14 protein-coding genes and 1 pseudogene are annotated in these 20856 nt (G+C 45.8%); 8 read left to right on the top strand and 7 right to left on the bottom strand.

The features are described 5' to 3' along the window. The first annotated feature begins 11 nt into the window (after window positions 1-11). Entirely contained in the window at window positions 12-788 is a 777-nt protein-coding gene (locus LZG94_RS00395) for a glucosamine-6-phosphate deaminase (protein WP_233789880.1), read from the top strand. A gap of 45 nt (window positions 789-833) precedes the next feature. Further along, complete coding sequence (locus LZG94_RS00390) at window positions 834-2216, top strand: putative oxidoreductase C-terminal domain-containing protein (protein ID WP_233789879.1); 1383 nt, start codon at window positions 834-836, stop codon at window positions 2214-2216. 457 nt (window positions 2217-2673) lie between these two features. Here LZG94_RS00390 and LZG94_RS00385 read toward each other — a convergent pair whose 3' ends face one another. Both LZG94_RS00385 and LZG94_RS00380 read right to left on the bottom strand, forming a co-directional pair. Next, window positions 2674-3342 (bottom strand): hypothetical protein, encoded by a 669-nt coding sequence (locus tag LZG94_RS00385; RefSeq protein ID WP_233789877.1) that lies wholly within the window; start codon window positions 3340-3342, stop codon window positions 2674-2676. A gap of 200 nt (window positions 3343-3542) precedes the next feature. Further along, complete coding sequence (locus LZG94_RS00380; RefSeq protein WP_233789875.1) at window positions 3543-3680, bottom strand: hypothetical protein; 138 nt, start codon at window positions 3678-3680, stop codon at window positions 3543-3545. A gap of 13 nt (window positions 3681-3693) precedes the next feature. Here LZG94_RS00380 and LZG94_RS00375 point away from each other — a divergent pair. Next, window positions 3694-4096 (top strand): annotated as a pseudogene (locus LZG94_RS00375) (integrase core domain-containing protein); the annotation flags it as partial. A 269-nt stretch (window positions 4097-4365) separates the two neighbouring features. Here the strand turns inward: LZG94_RS00375 and LZG94_RS00370 are convergent. The 5 genes from LZG94_RS00370 to LZG94_RS00350 form a co-directional block, all read right to left on the bottom strand. After that, entirely contained in the window at window positions 4366-5010 is a 645-nt protein-coding gene (locus LZG94_RS00370; protein ID WP_229254683.1) for an outer membrane lipoprotein carrier protein LolA, read from the bottom strand. A gap of 132 nt (window positions 5011-5142) precedes the next feature. Beyond that, the gene (locus tag LZG94_RS00365) at window positions 5143-7671 is read right to left on the bottom strand and encodes a DNA translocase FtsK (protein WP_233789873.1); all 2529 of its coding nucleotides are present in this window, start codon (window positions 7669-7671) and stop codon (window positions 5143-5145) included. 42 nt (window positions 7672-7713) lie between these two features. Further along, on the bottom strand, window positions 7714-8745 hold the full coding sequence (locus LZG94_RS00360) for a quinone-dependent dihydroorotate dehydrogenase (protein WP_215234381.1): 1032 nt from the start codon (window positions 8743-8745) through the stop codon (window positions 7714-7716). A 76-nt stretch (window positions 8746-8821) separates the two neighbouring features. Then, a complete protein-coding gene (locus tag LZG94_RS00355) occupies window positions 8822-9298 on the bottom strand; it encodes a hypothetical protein (protein WP_215234380.1) in 477 nt (158 codons plus the stop codon). Next, on the bottom strand, window positions 9289-9498 hold the full coding sequence (locus tag LZG94_RS00350) for a hypothetical protein (protein ID WP_233789872.1): 210 nt from the start codon (window positions 9496-9498) through the stop codon (window positions 9289-9291). Before LZG94_RS00350 ends, LZG94_RS00355 begins: the two co-directional genes overlap by 10 nt. A 270-nt stretch (window positions 9499-9768) precedes the next feature. On the opposite strand from LZG94_RS00350, the gene LZG94_RS00345 reads away from it, so the two are divergent. The 5 genes from LZG94_RS00345 (at window position 9769) to LZG94_RS00325 (ending at window position 20684) form a co-directional block, all read left to right on the top strand. After that, on the top strand, window positions 9769-12195 hold the full coding sequence (locus tag LZG94_RS00345; RefSeq protein ID WP_233789870.1) for a TonB-dependent receptor domain-containing protein: 2427 nt from the start codon (window positions 9769-9771) through the stop codon (window positions 12193-12195). A gap of 22 nt (window positions 12196-12217) precedes the next feature. Continuing rightward, complete coding sequence (locus LZG94_RS00340; RefSeq protein ID WP_233789868.1) at window positions 12218-12388, top strand: hypothetical protein; 171 nt, start codon at window positions 12218-12220, stop codon at window positions 12386-12388. Window positions 12389-12458: 70 nt separating this feature from the next. Further along, window positions 12459-13172, top strand: a complete 714-nt coding sequence (locus tag LZG94_RS00335; RefSeq protein ID WP_233789866.1) for a hypothetical protein — start codon at window positions 12459-12461, stop codon at window positions 13170-13172. Between the two features lie 131 nt (window positions 13173-13303). Next, window positions 13304-18244: a translocation/assembly module TamB domain-containing protein gene (locus tag LZG94_RS00330; RefSeq protein ID WP_233789864.1), complete on the top strand. Its 4941-nt coding sequence runs from the start codon at window positions 13304-13306 to the stop codon at window positions 18242-18244. Continuing rightward, window positions 18234-20684, top strand: coding sequence for a BamA/TamA family outer membrane protein (locus LZG94_RS00325; RefSeq protein ID WP_233789862.1), 2451 nt, complete (start codon window positions 18234-18236; stop codon window positions 20682-20684). Before LZG94_RS00330 ends, LZG94_RS00325 begins: the two co-directional genes overlap by 11 nt. Window positions 20685-20856 lie beyond the last annotated feature (172 nt).

The following is a 20856-nucleotide window of genomic DNA, read 5'->3' as shown; positions in this document are numbered from 1 at the left end:
AAACACGAAAGATGAAAGTCGACAATTTGGAAATACAGATCTTCAATACAAGACAGGAAATGGGCGCAAGTGCGGCGCAGGCTGTGGCCGACAAGATCCGTGAGTTGCAGGATTCAAAAGAGTTTATCAATATCATTTTTGCGTCTGCGCCTTCTCAAAACGAGTTTTTGGAAGTATTAAAAGAAGAAAAAGGAATAGCCTGGGAGAAGATCAATGCATTTCACATGGACGAATATGTGGGTATACCGGCCGATGCGTCACAGAATTTCGGCAATTTTCTGAAAGTGCGGCTGTTTGATTTTAAACCATTAAATTCTGTCAATTACCTTGACGGAAATGCGGCTGATCTGGATGCGGAATGTGCGCGCTACACGCAGTTATTGCTTGATAATCCGACTGATATTGTTTGTCTGGGAATTGGTGAAAACGGACATTTGGCATTTAACGATCCGCACGTTGCGTTTTTTGATGATCCTTTGATCGTCAAGCAGGTTGAGCTCGACGATGCTTGCCGCCAGCAACAGGTGAATGATGTATGTTTTGATACTTTCGACGAGGTACCAGCCAATGCATTGACTCTCACGATCCCGACTTTGATGAAGGCGACTTATGCGTTTTGCATTGTTCCGGGAGAGAAAAAGGCGGAGGCGATCGCCCATACCGTTGAGGAAGATGTTCAGGAATTATACCCGTCGACAATCCTGCGCACCCACCCGAATGCAATTCTTTTTATCGATAAAGCCAGTTCAGGGATGCTCAAAGAAATTTCGTCTTACAGTCAGGCATAGTTTCGTTTTGGGACTATCTTGCACCTGTTACATCAACCCATTCAAATGAGAAAACAACTCTTGACTACCGCTTTATTAAGCGCAATGGCATTAAATCAGGCATGTAATACGAAGAAAGAAGAAGCAAATGATGAGGGATCGAAAAAACCGCTGAGCCTGATCGTGGTGGAGCCGGGTCACTTCCACGCGGCGCTTGTTCAGAAATCTATGTATGACGATGTGGACTCCGTGGTGCACGTGTATGCGTCCGAAGGTCCGGACGTGAAAGCTTACCTGGACAAGGTTGAGAAGTACAACACCCGCGCCGAAGATCCTACGCGATGGAAAGAGGAAGTGTATACGGGGACCGATTTTATGGACAAAATGCTGTCTGAGAAAAAGGGTAATGTGGTGGTTTTGGCTGGAAATAACCAGAAGAAAACCGATTATATCAAGAAGTCTGTCGACGCAGGTCTGAACGTTTTGGCCGATAAACCAATGGCGATCGACGCGGCAGGTTTTGACAAGCTGAAAGAAGCTTTTGCAAGTGCGGATAAAAATAAGGTGTTGCTTTATGATATCATGACCGAGCGTTATGAGATCACCAATGCATTACAGCGCGAGCTGGCTGCGGTTCCTGAAATTTTTGGGGAGTTACAAAAAGGAACTGCGTCCGACCCGGCTGTGATGAAGGAAAGTGTGCACCATTTTTTCAAATACATTTCCGGTGAGCCGCTTGTTCGTCCGACGTGGTTTTTTGACGTAAACCAGCAAGGTGAAGGAATGGTGGACGTGACGACGCATTTGGTGGACCTGGTTCAATGGAGCGCTTTCCCGGATGTGACTCTGGATTATCAAAAAGATATGAAGCTGCTGAACGCAAAACGGACTGCGACACAGCTTACGCCATCGCAGTTCAAGCTGGTTACCAAGAGTGAAAAGTATCCCGCCTTTTTGGACAAAGATGTGAAAGACAGCCTTTTGAATGTGTATTCGAATGGAGAAATGACTTACACTTTGAAAGGTGTGCACGCGAAAGTTTCGGTACTATGGAATTTCCAGGCGCCGGAAGGAACGGGCGATACGCATTATTCTATCATGAAAGGTTCGAAGGCGAACCTGATCGTTCGTCAGGGTAAAGACCAGAAATACAAGCCGGTGCTTTACATTGAATCCAAAGACAAAAGTAAAGCTTACGAAGACGCAGTTACAGCAGGTTTCAAAGCTGCGCAGGACAAATATCCCGGCATTGAGTTGAAAAAGAATGCAGCCGGCTGGGAAGTAACAATCCCGCAAAAATACGATAACGGCCACGAAGCGCATTTTGCGCAGGTTGCAAATAAATATATGGAGTACCTGAAAGCAGGCAAGCTGCCAGAATGGGAAGTGCCGAATATGATTGCGAAGTATTGGCTGACAACGGAGGCGCTGAAGAGCGCGAAGAAGTAGGCCCCGGCGTTATCATTCCGTTGGCTGAAGCCAACGGGTATTGAATTTTTTGGGTTTTTTTAGCTAATATTTCTTTGTCATGCTGATTTTCTCTGATTTACTGACATTTTTTTGTCATGCTGAGCGGAGTCGAAGCACTAGCACAACGCAACTCTTACGTAATAGCGTTGTGCCTTTTGCTTCGACTCCGCTCAGCATGACAAAGGGAAAAGCGAGTGGTGCCTTGGTGCTGATCGCTTTTTCTATGAATTTATCATGGAAAAACGTCTACTAGAAAGGTTTAGACAATCGTTTTCAAGAGCAAGTACTATTTCTTTCTTCCTCTTGCCACTCGTCAAATCCCAAATAGCTATTGCCTTTATCTCGAATTCTTCATCGTGGGCAGCGCATATAGAAAACCAAATCGCCTCACTTGCCCAATTACTAGACGTGTATATTCGACTATGTGATACAACTTCTACCTACCACCCTTCAACAAAGCAAACCCAACTTTCCCAAACAACCCTTTCCCAGAAATCCCGCTCCTTTGATCACTCCGTCGCGAAACCATCAAATCGTCTCTATACTCTGCAGAAATCGTAAGTCGTGACCATTTGAGACCGACAGAACCCGATGCAACCGGCGCAACGCGCTGAAAGCCAAAAACATCTTTGACCACTATCTCACCATAGGTGGCTTCGTGCTGAACGATCGAGAGGAAGATATTTCCGCCTAGTTTGCCTTCCACAAAAAACTTCAACCGAGATTCAGGATTCAGATAAAGCCGCATGCCCGCATCCGCCTCAACCCTGTGATGCAATTCTCTCGTATAGGATTGCGACGCTGTTTGGCTGGGATAATAAAAAAGCTGCGGGCGAATTTTCTTTTGCGCATAGCCTGCCTGACCCAGCACAGACCAGCGTGTATTCAGCGGCTTTTCAAAATAGAAACCAGCGCCCCATGAGCGGCTTGAAGAAAAGTTCAGGATTTGTTCTCCATAAATTACTTCCGGCGCATAACTTTTATGATACCAATCGCGCCCAAACTCACCCTGGATGCCGATTTCCCAACCTGCCACTTTCTGGGCTTCTGCGGAAAATGAAAGGCTAACAAGCGCCGCTGCCAAAATCGTAAAATACTTTTTCATACACATTTATTAAAATATGGCTAAACACATTGATTTTGAATGCTATATAATCAAAATTATTAAAATCTTTTTCCGTCGGTTGAAACCGACGGCTATAGATGCTGGGGGTTGGAGCCGACGGCCATAGATAACCAACCCAATCCATTCCACCGACTTCAGTCGACGGAAGACTCTCAAAACCAACTCCAAATCACAACCAGTTACCCCACCATTTCTCCATCCCGAACTCGCTCCAACACCTCAAAAAACTCCACCAATTCCTTAAAAGACCAAAAAGTATTGCTCAGCTCCGGCGTGTAACCCAAATCCTTCTGTGCGAGGATGTAGCCGCCGAACATGTGTGAAAATAATCTTCTGCGTATACTCACTGACCGAGGAACCGACGGGGTCGCCCGGCGATATTGCGGAGCCAAAGAGCAACATGAATATCAGCTGTACCTGAATATCGAGGACATCGATCATACCAGAACGAAGGCAAAAAGTCCTCAGACCAATGGCATTTGCGAGCGGTTCCACCGGACAATGCAGCCGGGCGGCCGGTGCCGAGGAATTTTATGCCATAGCCTTCCGGAAGAAAATCTATAATAGCTCGGATACATTGCAGGCTGATATCGACAAATGGATCCATTATTACAATTCAGAGCGGACGCACAGCGGCAGATATTGCTACGGCAAAACTCCATTGCAGACTTTCTCAGATAGTAAAGCAATTGCCAAAAGCAAAAACGTCAATGAGCTTTTCGACAAAAGTGATAACTTAAAATTGCCTGGTAAAGCGGAAACGAGCTCTGCTGGAGAGCAACCGCGCTGCGGACCGCTCGCCAGGAATAACCAGGTCGACGGAAATCAAAAAGGGGCTGAGAATTTCCCGGCCCCTTCTCAAATTCATTTTTTGAGTAATTCCTAAAAAAACTTAACTGTCAGATCCAGTGTTGGCTATTACAAGTCACGCGCATACACGCTAAATAAAAAAGGCGGGATCTGATCGATCCCGCCTTTTTGGCTTTTCAAGTACCCTGAGTTTTACCGAAGATCAACTACTTCAACTCCCGGATATTGCTTCGCATTAAATGTGAAATAAGTGTCTGCTACTGTTACGTCAGGCTGAAACTGATCCACTTTGTACAGTACTTCCTGTCCGTTTTTCTGAAATATTTTCCAGCTATTGATAGACTTATCAGCCTTATTAACCTCAATTTGCACCTTATCTACCTGACTGCTTTTGTTGGTAGAAGTAAGCTCCACCACTTCCAGTACTTTGGCGCCTTCCTTTTTCTCTTTCAGGAATGCGTATTTAAAACCTTTTTTATAGGCTGAATAAATTCTTGTCGGGTCAAGGTCGCCGCCGGCAGTCGGATCGAAATCCTGCAAGTTGACTTCGTTTGTTTCCTTAATATAAGTGGCCATTAATTTACCGTCATTGAAGATCTCCTGACCCGCCATTTTCAGCCTGAACTTCGTTCCTTTTACAGTAGCCTCACCTTTCAGCGGTTTGCCGCCTTCCGGGAGATAAGTAAATGCTGCTTTGAAGGATTTGATCTTCTGGTACTTATTGCTCATCGCTTCCAGGATCGCCGATGACTTTTTGTCGCCCTGAGCAAATGCACTGCCGCCGAGAAAAACAAAGAGTACAGCAAGCAGGAATGCATTCATTTTCAGATTTTTCATAACGAGGTTTCTAGTGAGTAAAAATTAAAATGCTTAATTAGGAGATATTACAAAATTTAGACCATCGCCGAAAAGGATGGTTTAACGCGAGATCCGGTATGTCAACAGATTGTGCTTTGCAAGAGATGAATGCTAATGGACGCCCATTACCCGAAGGTGTTCTTCCAGGCCGCTCAGGTCGTGGAACATCACGTCCCTCGCTTTGCTTCCTGTGAAAGGCCCCACTACACCGAGCACTTCCAGCTGGTCCATAATACGACCGGCGCGGTTGTATCCCAGCTTCATTTTGCGCTGGATCAGCGAAGTACTTCCCTGCTGGTGGGTTACGATCAGGCGGGCTGCGTCGGGGAGCAATGCGTCAAAATCGTCTGGATTAAGGTCTGCTTTTCCTTCTGCGGCGTCTTCCCCTTCATATTCCGGCAATGCATACGCTTCATCATAGCCGCGCTGACTGCCGATAAATTCGCATACATCCTCGATTTCACGGGTATCAATAAACGGGCATTGCAGGCGGATCACCTCCGAGTTGATCGCCAGCAGCATATCTCCCTGCCCGACGAGCTGCTCCGCGCCGCCCATATCCAGAATGGTACGTGAATCAATACTGGAAGTAACGCGGAAAGATAAACGGGCTGGGAAGTTGGCTTTGATCAAACCGGTAATCACTTTCACGGAAGGCCGCTGCGTAGCCACAACTAAGTGAATACCAACAGCCCGTGCGAGCTGCGCCAAACGTGCGATCGGCGTTTCGACTTCCTTGCCGGCTGTCATCATCAAATCTGCCAACTCATCGATTACCAGTACAATATATGGAAGAAAGCGGTGGCCTTTTTCGGGATTAAGTCTTCTCTGGGCAAATTTTGCATTGTATTCTTTCAGGTTCCGCACCGCAGCTTCCTTCAAAAGATCGTAGCGGGAATCCATTTCGATACAAAGGGAATTCAATGTAAAAATCACCTTTTTGGTATCGGTAATGATCGCCTCTTCCGCATTGGGAAGCTTGGCCAGGAAGTGTCTTTCCAGTTTGTTGAAAAGCGTAAGTTCCACCTTCTTCGGGTCTACCAATACAAATTTCAGCTCAGCTGGGTGCTTTTTATAGATCAGCGAGGCCAGGATCACATTCAATCCTACTGACTTACCCTGGCCGGTAGCTCCTGCCATAAGCAAGTGGGGCATTTTGGCAAGGTCTACAATATGGATTTCGTTGGAAATGGTTTTTCCAAGAACAATAGGCAGGTCATAATTTGATTTCAGGAAACGCTCATTAGATAGAACGGAGCGAGCAAAAACGGTTTCCCTATTCTTATTTGGTACCTCAATACCAATGGTACCACGCCCGGGCATCGGCGCGATGATCCTGATCCCCAGCGCCGCAAGACTTAATGCAATATCTCCTTCCAGGTTTTTGATCTTGGAAATCCTGACACCCGCTTCCGGTATAATTTCATATAAAGTAACAGTCGGCCCGATCGTGGCCTTGATCTTGGAAATATTGATCCCATAACTTCCAAGTGTGTCGACAATCTTGGTTTTGTTACTTTCAAGTTCTTCCTGACTTACTTTTTCGTGGTGGTTCTCAAATACTTCATTTAATAAATCAACCCTTGGAAATTGATAGGAAGGCAGATCCAGCATAGGGTCGTATTGCCCGAACTCGCGCAGGATCGAAGCATTTACATCCTCATCCTCAAATTCCTCCGTTTCCTGAACAGCTACGTGCGTGGTATCTTCCACTTCCAGTTCCAGTTTCGCGTCGACCGGGGCTGTAATAACAGGAACCACGGGAGCTATCGGAATAACGGGCAGGACAGGAGCAGCTACCGGCGTTTCTTCCTCCACCTCCAATATCAAACCAGCCTTTTCTGGTTTTTCCTGACCGTTGGTTGCAGGAAGTTCATCATCATAGGTATCATTCAAAACCGATGCGTAAGTACTGACCGGCTCTGCAACTTTTGGCTGGGGCACTTCGGCAGCCGCAGTTCCATTGAGTTCGGGAGCAACTTCCGGCTTCGCATTTTTGGCCTGCCACGCATCATAAGCTGACCTGGCGTCGTAGAAGAATACAGCAAAAACGAACAGCGCGAATATGATCGGAATGATACTTCCCCATTTGAGCCAGTCAAAAAGCGTGACATTGATAATGTAACCAATACCGCCCGAAACGAAGCTCATGGTACTTTCGGAGTTGCTCATCAGGATAATGTAACCCATCAGCGCACTGATCCACAATGTAAAAAAGATTACTTCCTTGGTAGTTCTGTTCAGCGGGATGATCTCTTTGTCGAAAGCCATTTTCCAGCCGGCGATAATAGGGACCAGCGGCAATAGCAGTGCGCCTACGCCGAACCACCTGTAAACAAAGAAATGGGAGATCACCGCACCGAGCACACCGAAAAAATTGCGCGTTTGCCTGCCCGCATCGCGGACCGACTGCTGGCCCAGGCCGTCGATCACACTCTGGTCTGAAATACCGGTGACGAGGTAGGAAATGAATGCGATTTCAAGAAATATCCCAAGTAATATAAAGAATGTACCCCAGGCCAATGTGCCTTTGGGACTCGAAAAAATTTGCTCCCAGTCAAAAGAAAAGCGAATGCGGGACTCCGCAGTTTCCTCTGCTTTCGGACGTTGTGTGTTTCCTCTCGGCTTATTGACAGACATTTATTTCAACTCTGGGATGCGTGAATGCTTATTTTGTAACTCTTATTGCCTGACCATCGCCTTGCAAATCCTTTTAACGAGCCCCGGGCCTTCGTAGATGAATCCGGTGTAAAGTTGAATCAATGCGGCTCCTGCATTTGTTTTCTCCAAAGCTTCTCCCGGCGAGGCTATTCCACCGACGCCAATTACAGGAAATGCATGATTCGATTTGTCGCAAAGGTAACGAATTACTTCCGTTGACCGATGTGTAAGCGGCGCGCCGCTTAGCCCGCCCGCCCCGATTTTTTCCACTTCGCTCTTGTCGGTGCGAAGGTTTTTCCGCTCGATTGTAGTATTGGTTGCAATCACTCCGGCGATCCCGGTTTCTTTCACGATATCAATGATATCGTCCAGCTGGCTGTTCGTCAGATCCGGAGCAATCTTTAAAAATATAGGTTTTGGATGAAATTTCTCACGATTCTTTGTCTGGAGTTCTTTTAGCAAAGCAGTAAGCGGTCCTTTTTCCTGCAAATCGCGCAGGCCCGGCGTGTTGGGCGAACTCACATTGACTACAAAATAATCCACCACATCGAACAACTCGCGAAAACAGATCAGGTAATCTTTCAATGCCTCCTCATTCGGGGTATCCTTATTCTTGCCGATATTCCCTCCTACCATGATCCTGGATTTACGTGTCGCCAGCTTCGCCGAAGCTACTGCCGCTCCCTTATTATTAAATCCCATCCTGTTGATCAGCGCCTTATCTTTCTTTAATCTGAACAATCTGGGTTTATCATTCCCGGGCTGAGGCCGCGGGGTGACGGTTCCGATTTCAATATACCCAAACCCTAATGCTTCGAGCTGATCGACCATTTCTGCGTTTTTGTCAAAACCAGCGGCAAGTCCTACTGGATTTCTAAAACGCAGGCCAGCCACTTCCGTCACCAGATCAGGATGCTCGAAAGTATACAGCCACCGAAGCAACTGCGGCACAAACGGAATCTTGAAGGCAACATGCAATACTTCCACAACGAAGTAGTGAATCCGCTCAGCGTCAAACAGGAAAAGTATAGGGGAGATGAGAATTTTATACATGCTGCAAAAATAGGGTGTTTCACAGCAAGGGGTCGAAGCAAAGGGAATTTATTTTCTAAATCAATACAGATCCTAACTACTCCTTTCGTTTTGCCAGCTCTTCCAGCATTTGATCAATCATCACAACGTCACTAAGATCTTTTGGCCGCCGTGAAAGTAACTTAGCTTCCCTCAGGTCATTGATATGAATAAAAAGGATTTCTCCGGCTGAGGTAGTAAAAGCCCGCGCTCTTTTGCGACAGACATCATATTCCATTCTAAAATGAATAGACGTCAGAATGTCAATAGGCCCTTCCAGGCGAAGTACTTGCGGCACACCAAAATCCAGCTCTTCAATTCTGACAAGCTCCTCCGATTCATACTCCAAACTTTCCAGTGTTAGGAGCAGTTTTGTCTTGTTGTCAATTGAGGGCCTTATCCATACATCTGCATCCTGAGTAAATCTTGGAATTCCGTGCATAGCAAGCGCAAGCCCTCCTACAAGCAGGTAGTCAAGTTCGCATTCAGTTGCTGCCTTTACGAAATTCAGGAATTCGCTATTTTCTAGATCCACTCCGGTTTGCTGATAATGATTTTCTTTTTACCGTTCAACGACAGATTGCTTTTTACACTTTCAGGAAACAACTCTTTGTGGAATTTCCGAAGTTGCCAAAATTTCTCCCAACGTTCTTCCAATGTAGATTCGATGTTTTGACGGAGCTGGTCGGCGTCGAGTGCTTCGAAAGATTCGTAAACCTTAATTTTCTTCCCCATAATCTTACATTGAATGCCACTTTACAAATATAACGATCACATTAACCTTCCGGAAAATCTTCTGTAAGTTCCATGGCGGTATTGTACTACAATATTTCCTGATCTTTATTTTTTTATAATTTTATGTAATTCTTTCCACGGATCGGGCGTTACGATTATTCAGGTAACTTTGCATTTCCGCTCCATTTCTGGTGCTTTTTTAGCCTCCCCACACTATTCGTTCCGAATTCTGACAACTTTACTCCTGATAAAAATTAAAATCCTATACCCGTGATCAAATTTACTTTCCTGAATCTTCTATTAGTTTTTGCAATTCCAGTAAGCCTTTCAGCAACCAGCATTTCCAGTTTTTCAGATTCCGCTCCGGTAACGTCACCGGTTTTGGATGGAGGTAAGCTGGTAGGTAAGGTTGTGGAGTCGCCGGCGGGTGCTGCGGTGAGCTTTGCGACGGTTGCACTGCTGGCTGCGAAGGATTCTTCTATTACAGACGGGGTCGTGACGGATGAAAATGGTGTTTTCGCAATGTCCAATGTAGCCGCAGGAAGCTATTTGCTGCGCATCACCAATATGGGTTATCAGACGCTTTTCGTCCCGAATATCCGCGTTTCTCCCGAAGCAAACCTGATCGATCTCGGTTCCATTACACTGATACCCGAGGCTCAGAAACTGGCGGAAGTTTTGGTTAGAGGTGAAAAAAGTATGATCGTTGATGATATTGATAAAAAGATCGTCAACATCGGAAAGGATATGCTTGCGACGAGTAATAATGTGAGTGACCTGCTGGAAAAAGTGCCGGCTGTTTCCCTAGATGAAAACGGAAATCCACAGGTGCGCGGAAAGGGAAATGTGGTGGTTTTGATCGATGGAAAACCTTCGAATCTGTACGGAAGCGACCTGCCTACTATATTACAATCCTTCCCCGCCAACCTGATCGAGCGGATTGACGTGATGACGACGCCCTCGGCGAAATATGAAGGAGAGGGAGCTTCGGGTGTGATTGATATCATTACCAAAAAATCAAAGATCCGCGGTACAAATGGTGGAATTCGCATTGGGTTGGGAAATAAAAACAACCACAATGCTTCGGGGAACATCAGCTACCGCGCAGGTAAGCTGGGTGTTAATGCTTCACTGAGCGGGCAAAGTCGCGGAATGACGTGGAAAAGAACTTTGACGCGTGAAAATTTCATTTCCGAAAATACCTCCCTTCTTGAACAAACCGGTAACGGTGACAACTCCGGCAAAAACGTGTTCGGCCGCGTTGGGGTAAATTATGATTTTAATGAAAAAAACACGCTGGAAGTGGGTATGAACTATTCCGGCAACAACAGCAAGAATAATAGCAATCTGCTCAATGAGACCAGTGATGCCACCGGTTTTGTATACGAAAGTTTCCGCCGCCTCAACAATAGCACCGGGGGTGGAAATAATATGAATTTCAATCTCGACTACCGCAAAAAGTTCGACGATAAAGATCACCAGTTTACCTTCACGACCAGTTACTCGCTCGGAGAGTCGGACGGGGAATCCTATTTCGTTCAGGAAAGCGCGATCGACAGTTTGATGCGAAATCAGCAAAACCTCCGAGACAACAACCGGAACTCGCTCTTTATCAATACCGACTATACCTGGCCTATTACGCCCAAAGCTACGCTTGAAGCAGGGTTAAGAACGCGTATGAGCTCGAACAATAATACCAATTCCTTTTATAATATGGACAAGGAAACGGGCGCTTATGAATTTGACGAAAACATCAGTAATATATTCGGGTACCGCGATGCGACCTACACAGGTTTCATGACATTTTCCCAAAAAACCGATTTCTGGGGAATGCGGGCCGGACTGCGTGTGACGGACTACAACCAGGAAATTGACCAGATCAGTGCCAATCGGGAGTTTACCGTGCACTTTCTGACGTTGGTACCCTCCCTCGCATTGACTAGAAAACTAGGCGAATCTTCTCAGATAAAACTGAATTACAGCCGTCGCGTGCAACGCCCGGAGGCCGATTGGTTGAATCCGTTTACAGACGTTTCTGATCCGCGAAATATCAAATCTGGTAACCCGAACCTGCGTCCTGAGTTTACGCACAAAGCAGAAATGGGCTATTCAAACTATGAGGAATCAGGAGGTTTCGGCCCGTCGCTTTTTATGGACTATTCAAACAACGCGATCACGCAGATCAGGACCATCGATGAAAGCGGCGTTTCCCTTACTCGGTACGACAATGTGGGCCGCGAGCTTTCTTACGGTTTTGAAACAGATTTTTCACAAAAAATAGGAGAAGTTCTTAAACTGAACGGCAGCGGCCGCGTATTCCGCAGTGAGGTGGTTTCACAGCTAGCACAGATCGACAACCGTACATGGAGTTACTCAGGTAATTTGAACGCATTTATCACCCTACCTGCCGATTTTCGGGCTTCGGCTTATGTGAATTATGAAGGTCCGCGCGCGATTGCGCAGGGAACACGCGAGGGTGTATTTATCGCCAATATGGGCATCAGAAAGGACTTGCTGGAAAAGAAGGCGACTATTTCTTTTAATGTGCAGGATATCTTTTTGTCGAGAGCATATAAAAGTCAGCTGAATACGGCTACCTATTCGCAGGCTTCGCATTGGCAGCAGACAAATCGCCAGATCAACCTTACCTTTCAATACCGTTTCGGCAAGATCTCGGCGAGCGGCGACGATGCTTAACAAACGTTAACAAGGAAATATAATGGAAAGGAAGAGCGCCGATTGCTCTTCCTTTTTTGGTTTTATTGCTATTCTAATGGACAATATACGGTTTCCGCCTCCGATGGAATGGTTTTTGCAATTCCCAAGAAACGCAGGTTATCAGCAGTTGGAATTCGGCGTAATTAAACCTCAGGTAAGTATACTGATCTAAAATGTTGTAAATAGTCGTGAGATACAAGTATGTTCACAGACAACATTTTAACCAAAAACATTTGATCCACATGAAAAATACATTGAGAATTTTAGCCGCACTATTGCTGATCAATACCGCATCGTTTGCCCAGAAAATACCCGCTGATTCCATTTTTGCCAATTTTTACAAGGCGACTGGTGGAAAAGCACTTTGGGACGGGGTTAAATCTTACAGCCTGAAAAGAAGCTATTCAGCTGCCGCGGCGGCCCCATACGACGCTAATATCACCGTTTCCCTTCCTGATCAATCCATACATAAATCTAAAACCATCATGAAACGCAGCTTCGTGTACACCGTAAAGGGTAACGAAGGCTGGATCAAAGTGCCGATCGGGCAGCGGATGGATGTGAAGGACCTGAGCCAGGCGGAGCAACAAAACATGCGTCTGGAAATGTATGATATCCTGGCGCCTTTCATCAATTACAAAAACAGGGGTCTGATTGCCACCACGGTTGGTACTGAAACGTTAAATGGTGTGCAGGTAAATCACGTGGAATTGCAGGGAAAAGGTGCGAAATACAACCTTTATTTTGATGCAAAATCGGGCTTGCTGGTTCGTCAGAGAGAAACTCAGGCGGGCGTTGAAACCACTACCGATATGTCGGATTATGTAAAATCAGCATACGGAATTTCGTTTCCATCGAAGTTGGTAGAGATCAATTCAGTGGACAAAAAACCGGTGACGATCAAGTCGGCAGTGACGGTGAATGCACCTGTTAATGTAGAGTTGTTTAAAAGATAATTAATTGAAATACAAAATATTAATACTGGATAGCCGGACATAGCGCCGACTGTCCAGATTTTTTATAAGGCGGCACAACTAACCTAATCGCCTGTTGAAGGAGGAAGAGCAAACGGAATTTTAAGCTACGGATGAAGAAAGCACTAAAAGTACTGGCGATTATAGTTTTAACAGTATTGATTCTGGTCGGCGTGCTGATCTGGGGAATAACCACACCATACGGACAGAATGTTTTAACATCTCAGGCTAATTCATTTTTACGCAAAAAACTCAAAACGAATGTCACGATCGAGAAAGTCCGTTTTGACATTCCTGACTGGATATTGCTGGAAGGCGTTTACTTTGAAGATACCCACGGCGACACGCTGGTAGCGGGTAAAAGATTGTATGTCGATCTTGACATGTTCAGTCTGATCAAGGGAAATATCGGGATAAATAAGGTTGAGCTGGAAGGAATCAATGCGAATATCAACCGCGTACTTCCTGACACCGTTTTCAACTTTCAATTCATCGTCGATGCATTTGCAAGTACTGACACCACAACCGTTGAGGATACGACTTCTGCTCCCCTGGAAATGCGGCTTGATCAGATTTCGCTTAAACAAGTTCGCCTATCTTATCGCGACGCAGTTACCGGAATGGACGCAATTGCGGTGATCGATTCGGCTCAGGTTAAGTTTGATAAATTCAATCCGACCCTTTCGCAATACCATCCTACAATGGTCGCATTGGTGAACAGCGAGGCGAAACTCAGAATGTACGCCCCGCTGAAAACCGCCGTTGCCGCCGGCCCGCCGCCGGTCGATGCTGAACCCGGCGATACACTTGATTTGAAACTTGGGGATATCGATATCAGTCAGTTCAAATTCCAGTTCGACGACGAGGTTTCCGGTTTGAAAAACGGCATTGAAGTAGGCAAGTTACAGGGACATATTAACAAGCTTTTTCTGGAAAGTCAGCAGGTGGATGTGAAGAACGTCAACCTGGAAAATATGACCTTGTTTGCGGAATTTGCAAAAAAGGCGAAAACTGCTGAAAAGAAGGATACTACTACTGCCGCACCTGAAACGCCGGGCTGGAATGTGAAGGTCGGGCAGATCAGATTGGTGAATAACGATATTCGTTACGACGATAATAATGCACCGAAACAGCCGAAAGGTCTAGATTTTGCGCATTTGAATGTAAAGGACCTGAATATCGATTTGCAGGATTTTATATTCAACCCCGACCTGATCGCTGGCGCCTTGAAATCGGGCTCATTCAATGAAAAGAGCGGATTTAAATTACAGGAATTCCACACCGATTTCGCCTATGGCGCGCAGGAAACGTATTTAAGGAATTTATTAGTAAAAACCCCCAACACAACCCTGCGTGACGAGCTAAGTCTGCGATATGCGAATCTGGACCAGCTTACCAATGATATTGCCAAAGTAAAACTCAAACTGAAACTGACCAACAGCCGCGTTTCGTTCGCCGACGTGTTGCTGATCATGCCGGATATGGCGAAGACGCCGCCGTTTGATAAAGAACCGAATGGAGTAGTGCAAGGCTCGGCGAATATCACCGGTTCTGTAAACGATATGCTCATTTCGAAAGCCGATTTCCGGATGCTGGATGGAACGGTATTGAATGTGAATGGCCGCGTACAAGGATTACCGGACGCAGAAAAGCTGGCGATGGATCTCAATATCAGCGAGATATCATCTACAAAACAAGACTTGATGAAAATGCTGCCGGACAGCGCGGTACCTGCGTCGATCGAGCTGCCGGAGGATATTAAAATTACGGGTAAGGTCAAAGGATCGATGGAAAACCTGACGATGACCACCACGATCAATACTTCATTCGGCACAGGCACATTCTCCGGAAATCTGAAAAACATTACAGATAGTCTGAAAGCGCAGTACAACGGGACGCTGGCTTTTCAGGATTTTGATCTCGGGAAACTGACCAAACAGCCGCCGGCAGAAATGGGCAAGCTGACATTACGAACAGATCTGGAAGGTATTGGGTATGCGCCTACTACGATGAAAGCGCGCCTGGACGGAACTGTGGCGAGTGCGGATATTAAAGGTTATGTATACCAAAATCTGAGGCTGAGAGGCGATGTTGACCACGGACTAGCGAATGTAACTGCCGATATGCAGGATCGCAATATTGACGTGAACCTCACTGCCCAGGCTGACCTTTCCAAAGAATATCCTACTGTAAAAGCCGATGTTTCCATCGATCACCTCGATCTGACCGCGCTCAATTTGTATGCAGATTCTTTGCAAATCAAAGGAGATATTAAGGTAGATATGCCTTCCACTAATCCTGAAAATCCACTTGGAACGGTCAATATCAATGATCTGGTACTTACCCACCACCGCCGGCCGACCACTATTGAGAATATCAATATGGCGCTGACGGATTCAAGCGGAAAGCGGCAGGCCAATATAGATTCGCCTTTTTTGAAGGTAAAAATGGAAGGCGATTATTCTTATACCGAACTGGGCGATGCATTGCTGACGGAGGTAGGAAAGCATTTCAAAGCACCTGAACTGACATATACGGAAGTGACCAAGCCTGTAAACTTCACGATGGACGCGACGGTCACCAACCACCCGATCATCACGATGTTCGTTCCGCAGCTTCGCGAAATGAACCCGATACAGTTCCATGCTGAAATGGACAACCAAAAAGATTCTTCGATCGTGGCGCGGCTGAGTATTCCAATGGTGGATTACGACAGTATCCGGATCGAGCGCGTGTCGGTTGACCTGAGTACGGTGGAAGAAAATGCGGCGCTGAATGCGAATGTGGGTTCTGTCAATACCGGCAGTTTCAGGATACAAAAAGCTTCGCTGGCCAGCAAAATTGTGAATAACGATGTCAAGTTTGACTTCATAGTAAGGGATTCGGTGAATACCGAGCAGCATATGGTGAAAGGTGACCTGATGATTGCCGATAACCGGTACCGCCTCAACCTGAGAGAAAACCTGCTTTTGAATTACAGCGAATGGGCGACTGACACTTCGGGCTATATTCAATATGCTACGGATAGTGTTTATGTAAAGGATTTCCTGATCAAAAATGGCGAGCAGTCGCTGGTGATCAACTCTACTACACCCGAGCCGAATAGTCCGCTGGATATTGCGATGTCCAATATTTCAATTGGAAAACTGATCGAGATCGCTACCCGCGACTCCACGATGGCGACGGGGATATTGAATGGAAAAGTACTTTTGAGCAACTACATGACGGCGCCGGTGTACACGGGCGACCTGACAATCGATAGTTTGGCGGTTACTAAAATTCCGGTGGGTAATCTGTCACTGAAATCTACCAACGAAACCGAAGACCTGATCAAAGTTGCGATGTCACTGGTGAGCGCCCAGAACGATATTGCGATTGACGGTAGCTACAACCTGAAATCGGAATCTCCGATGGACTTCAAAATGGCACTTAAAAAGCTGAGTGCGCAGACGATCGAGGCATTTAGTTTTGGTGAACTGAAAAGGGCAGAAGGAAATCTGACCGGCGATATTGCGATTACCGGTGCTACCGACAGTCCGCGACTGAATGGAGCTGTTAATTTTGATAATGTTGCCTTCAATGCGACTCAACTCGGATCACGGTACTCTCTTGCAAATCAGAAAATTCAGTTCAACGGTCAGACGATCAATTTCAACAATTTCACGATCGCCGATTCAGTGAATCAGCAGATGAAGATCAATGGGAATGTCAATATCGCGAATATCCCGAATGTAGGTTATGATCTGACGATCCAGGGTAAGAATTTCAATGTACTGAACTCGACACAAAAGGAAAACGAACTGTTTTTTGGCAAAGCAAATATCGATGCTAACCTGACTGTAAAAGGTGTGGGTAGCAAGTCTGTGATCGACGGAAGTGTTAAAGTCGACCCAGGAAGCAATATCACTTTTGTAATGCCCAACGATGCGACCGAAGCTGGCGACGCCACAAAAGGGGTTATTGAATTCGTGGATATGAGCGACTCTACGCAAGTCGCTTTGGCCGATTCGGCTGAGAAATCAGAAAATATCGTTGTCGATTTCGCTTCCCAGATTTCGCTTGATGTAACGGTGGATGATAAGTCTGAGTTTAAAGTAGTGATCGATGAATTGAATGGCGACAATATCAGACTAAAAGGAAATGCGCAGCTAAATACGGGTATCGCTCCAAACGGTCAGCTATTCCTGTTAGGCTCATACGATCTGACAGAAGGTTCTTACGACCTGACCCTGCAAATCCTGAAAAGGCAGTTTGAGATTAAGGAAGGAAGTACACTGCTCTGGACAGGCGACCCGATGAAAGCTGATTTAAATATCACAGCAGCATATCCGGTAATGGTCGACCCGGGATCAATTTCTTCCAAATTCCAGGGAGCGGGCAAAATCCCTATTGAAGTTCAAATCGTCATTACCGGAAATCTGACTACTCCGAATATTACCTTCAATATCGTTCTTCCCAAAACACAGATCGACGAACAGATCAGGAGTGACATTTCCAACCAGACCTTCTGGAATGATATGCAGAATAACCCGTCGGAAATGAACAAACAGGCATTTGCCTTGTTGATCACCAACAAATTCATTACAGATCAATCTTCGCCCGGCTTCAACCTTGGTTCCAGCGCAGAAGCGGTAGCCCGCCAAAGCGTGAGCCAGTTGCTGAGTGACCAGTTGAATAACCTGGCTTCCGATCTGATTAAGGGAGTGGACCTGGACATAGGCGTAAATTCTACCGCAGACCAGACTACTGGTGCGCGTACAGATTTGAACCTTGGATTAAGCAAAGCGTTTCTGAACGACCGTTTGAAAGTTTCAGTAGGTAAAAACTTCGAGCTGGAAAGCCAAAACAACTCCGCTAGTTCGTCTGAAGTTTTTGACAACATCGCACTTGACTATTCAATCACTAAGGATGGCAGGTATCTTTTCAGGGGCTATCGTAAAAATCAATATCAGTCAATCCTGGAAGGTTTTATTATAGAAACCGGCGTGAGTTTCATCATAACCGCCGATTACGATCTGTTCCGTGAATTTTTTAACAAGCGAAATGAAGAATAGTTTATTTGTCATACTGGTAACGTGTTTATTTCTAGGCGGATGCTCGGTGAATAAGTATGTCCCTGCCGGACAAAGTTTGTATGTAGGAAGCAAGGTAAATGTGCAGCCGGACACTATTTCCAAACCCAATGTATCGGGAGTAGCAGATCAGCTCGAAGGATTAGTGAAGCCGCCACCGAACGCTACGCTTTTTGGATTTGCATGGAAAGTTTGGTTTTATTACTGGATCGGCGAACCCAAGGATGAAGGCGGGTTACGTAGCTGGTTTCGTGATAAACTGGGGGAAGAACCGCGCTTTGCAACAGAGCGCGTGGCGGATATCAATGCGGCAAATATGGTTTCGTTTTTGGACAATGAAGGCTATTATCGCTCTTCTGTGCAGGGTAAAATTGTAAATAGCAAAAAACAAAAGCGCCGCACTGCGACCATGGAATTTGATGCGTACGTAATGCCGCGCTATGTGATCAATGAAATCAGTTATACGGTGCCGGACAGCTCTTTGTTCAACAGAGATCTGGTGAAAGCGAAAGAAAAAACCGTTTTCCGCAAAGGAGACCCGATCCGCCTGGATGTAGTTACTGCGGAGAGAACGCGTATCGATCAGGAATTGAAAGGCAAAGGATATTACTTTTTTAATCCCGACTATCTGATCGTAAAAATTGACTCGACGATTGGAAGAGCGGATTCTACGTTGGGCCCGCAGCAGGTTAATGTATTTTTGGAAGTAAAAAAAGAAACCGCGCAAACTTCGCTGAAACAGTATTTTATCAACAACATTTTTGTCAATACCGGAACAGAGGAAAACCAGAGTGCCGATACGGTGGTCACTTCCCGCGGCCGGTTGCGCCGAGGGATTCAGGTAACCGACCCCGGAAAGCTCTATAAGAGACGGATTTTCTACGACGCAATTGGTTTTCGCCGTGGGAATATGTACACGAACACCATGCACGAAGTGTCGCTTTCGCGGCTCGTTAACCTTCAAAATTTCCGTTTTGTAAAAAATCGTTTTGATCTGGTTCCCCGCTCGGACTCTGCATTGCTGGATGTGTATTACGATCTGGCGCCGATGAAGAAAAAGTCACTGCAAACGACCCTCAGCGCAAGTACCAAATCCAATAACCTGGGTGGTTCGCAGCTGGACGTAACCTGGCGGAACCGGAATACATTTAAGGGAGCCGAGATGTTGTCGATCAATGCTTATTTTGGATTTGACGTGCAGTTAGGAGGCAATCGAGCTGAAGCTACCAGCACTTTTAGAAGAATCGGCAATGAATATATTCGGTATGGTGCGAGGGCAGATTTGTCTTTCCCCCGGTTTATCATTCCTTTTTCAAGAATCCGACCAGAAAAAAGCCAGGCGCTGCCAAAGACTATCTTGTCACTTAACTATGAAAACCGGGTTCAACGCGGACTTTACACTACAACTTCCATCAGGGCCGACTGGTCTTATGTTTGGAGCAAAAAATCCGAAGTAGTGCATACGCTTACACCGTTTTCGATTAACTACGTACAAACCGGAGGCGTTAATACTGAAAATATTGGTAAAATTGCCGAGAGCCCGAACACCAATCCGCTTGACTTGTTTCGTATACTTCGAATAATTGATTCGAAGTATTTCATCGCCGGATCTAATTATACTATTTCCTATCGCCCTACTCCACGACCTTTCAGCAAAAACCAGTTTGCGCTGACTGGCGGTCTTGACTATGGTGGTAACCTGCTCAGTTTATTTGCGAAGAGACCATTGTCACCTGAGGATACCTTGCCAAAAGAATTTCTGAAAGTGCCCGTTTTTCAATATGTTAAAGTAGATGGTGATATCCGATATTATCGCACTTTAACGCCTTCGATCAAATGGGCTAACCGCTTATTGGTTGGGTTTATTAAGCCTTATGGAAATGCAAGAACAATGCCTACCCCTCAATTTAAACAATATTTCGGTGGAGGTAGCACTGGTATTCGAGCTTTCCGTGCACGATCACTAGGACCCGGCGCAGTCGAGCCAGACACAGCAAGCTTCGCTCTTTTAGGTTATCAGCAATTTGGTGATATCCGATTAGAATTCAATACCGAATTCAGGGTCAAGTTTACCAATATCATTAATGGTGCTGTGTTTATGGATGCAGGAAATATCTGGTCATTTGGTGACACCACACGGATCCTTGATGACACAAGAGCAATAATCAGCAATAATTTCATGAAACAAGTTGCTGTCGGAGGTGGGATTGGCTTGCGACTTGATTTCTCCTTCCTGGTTTTCAGACTTGACGTGGCGACGCCATTCAGGAAACCCTGGTATACCCAATATAAAAATCCCGAAAATCCAGACGGCCCCTACCTAAGTAAAAGCCCGTGGGTCTTCAATGAAATTAATTTTAGAAGCAAAGCCTGGCGGCGGGAGAATTTGATATTGAATATCGCGGTTGGTTTGCCGTTTTGAATATGCTCTTAGGCTGCATTTTTGTGGATTAAAGGCAGTCTAAAGAAGACCGGGCAATTTCCTGACACAGCTCTACCAAAATCCTGAATGGTTTCTAGAAACAGGAGGCTCCTGCCAGAGTTGTGGTGGTCATAACAAATGATTTCTAGAAACAGGAGGCTCCTGCCGGAGC

Source organism: Dyadobacter sp. CY343 (genome assembly GCF_021390335.1).
GTDB lineage: Bacteria > Bacteroidota > Bacteroidia > Cytophagales > Spirosomataceae > Dyadobacter.
This window is presented reverse-complemented; position numbering and strand designations above follow the sequence as displayed.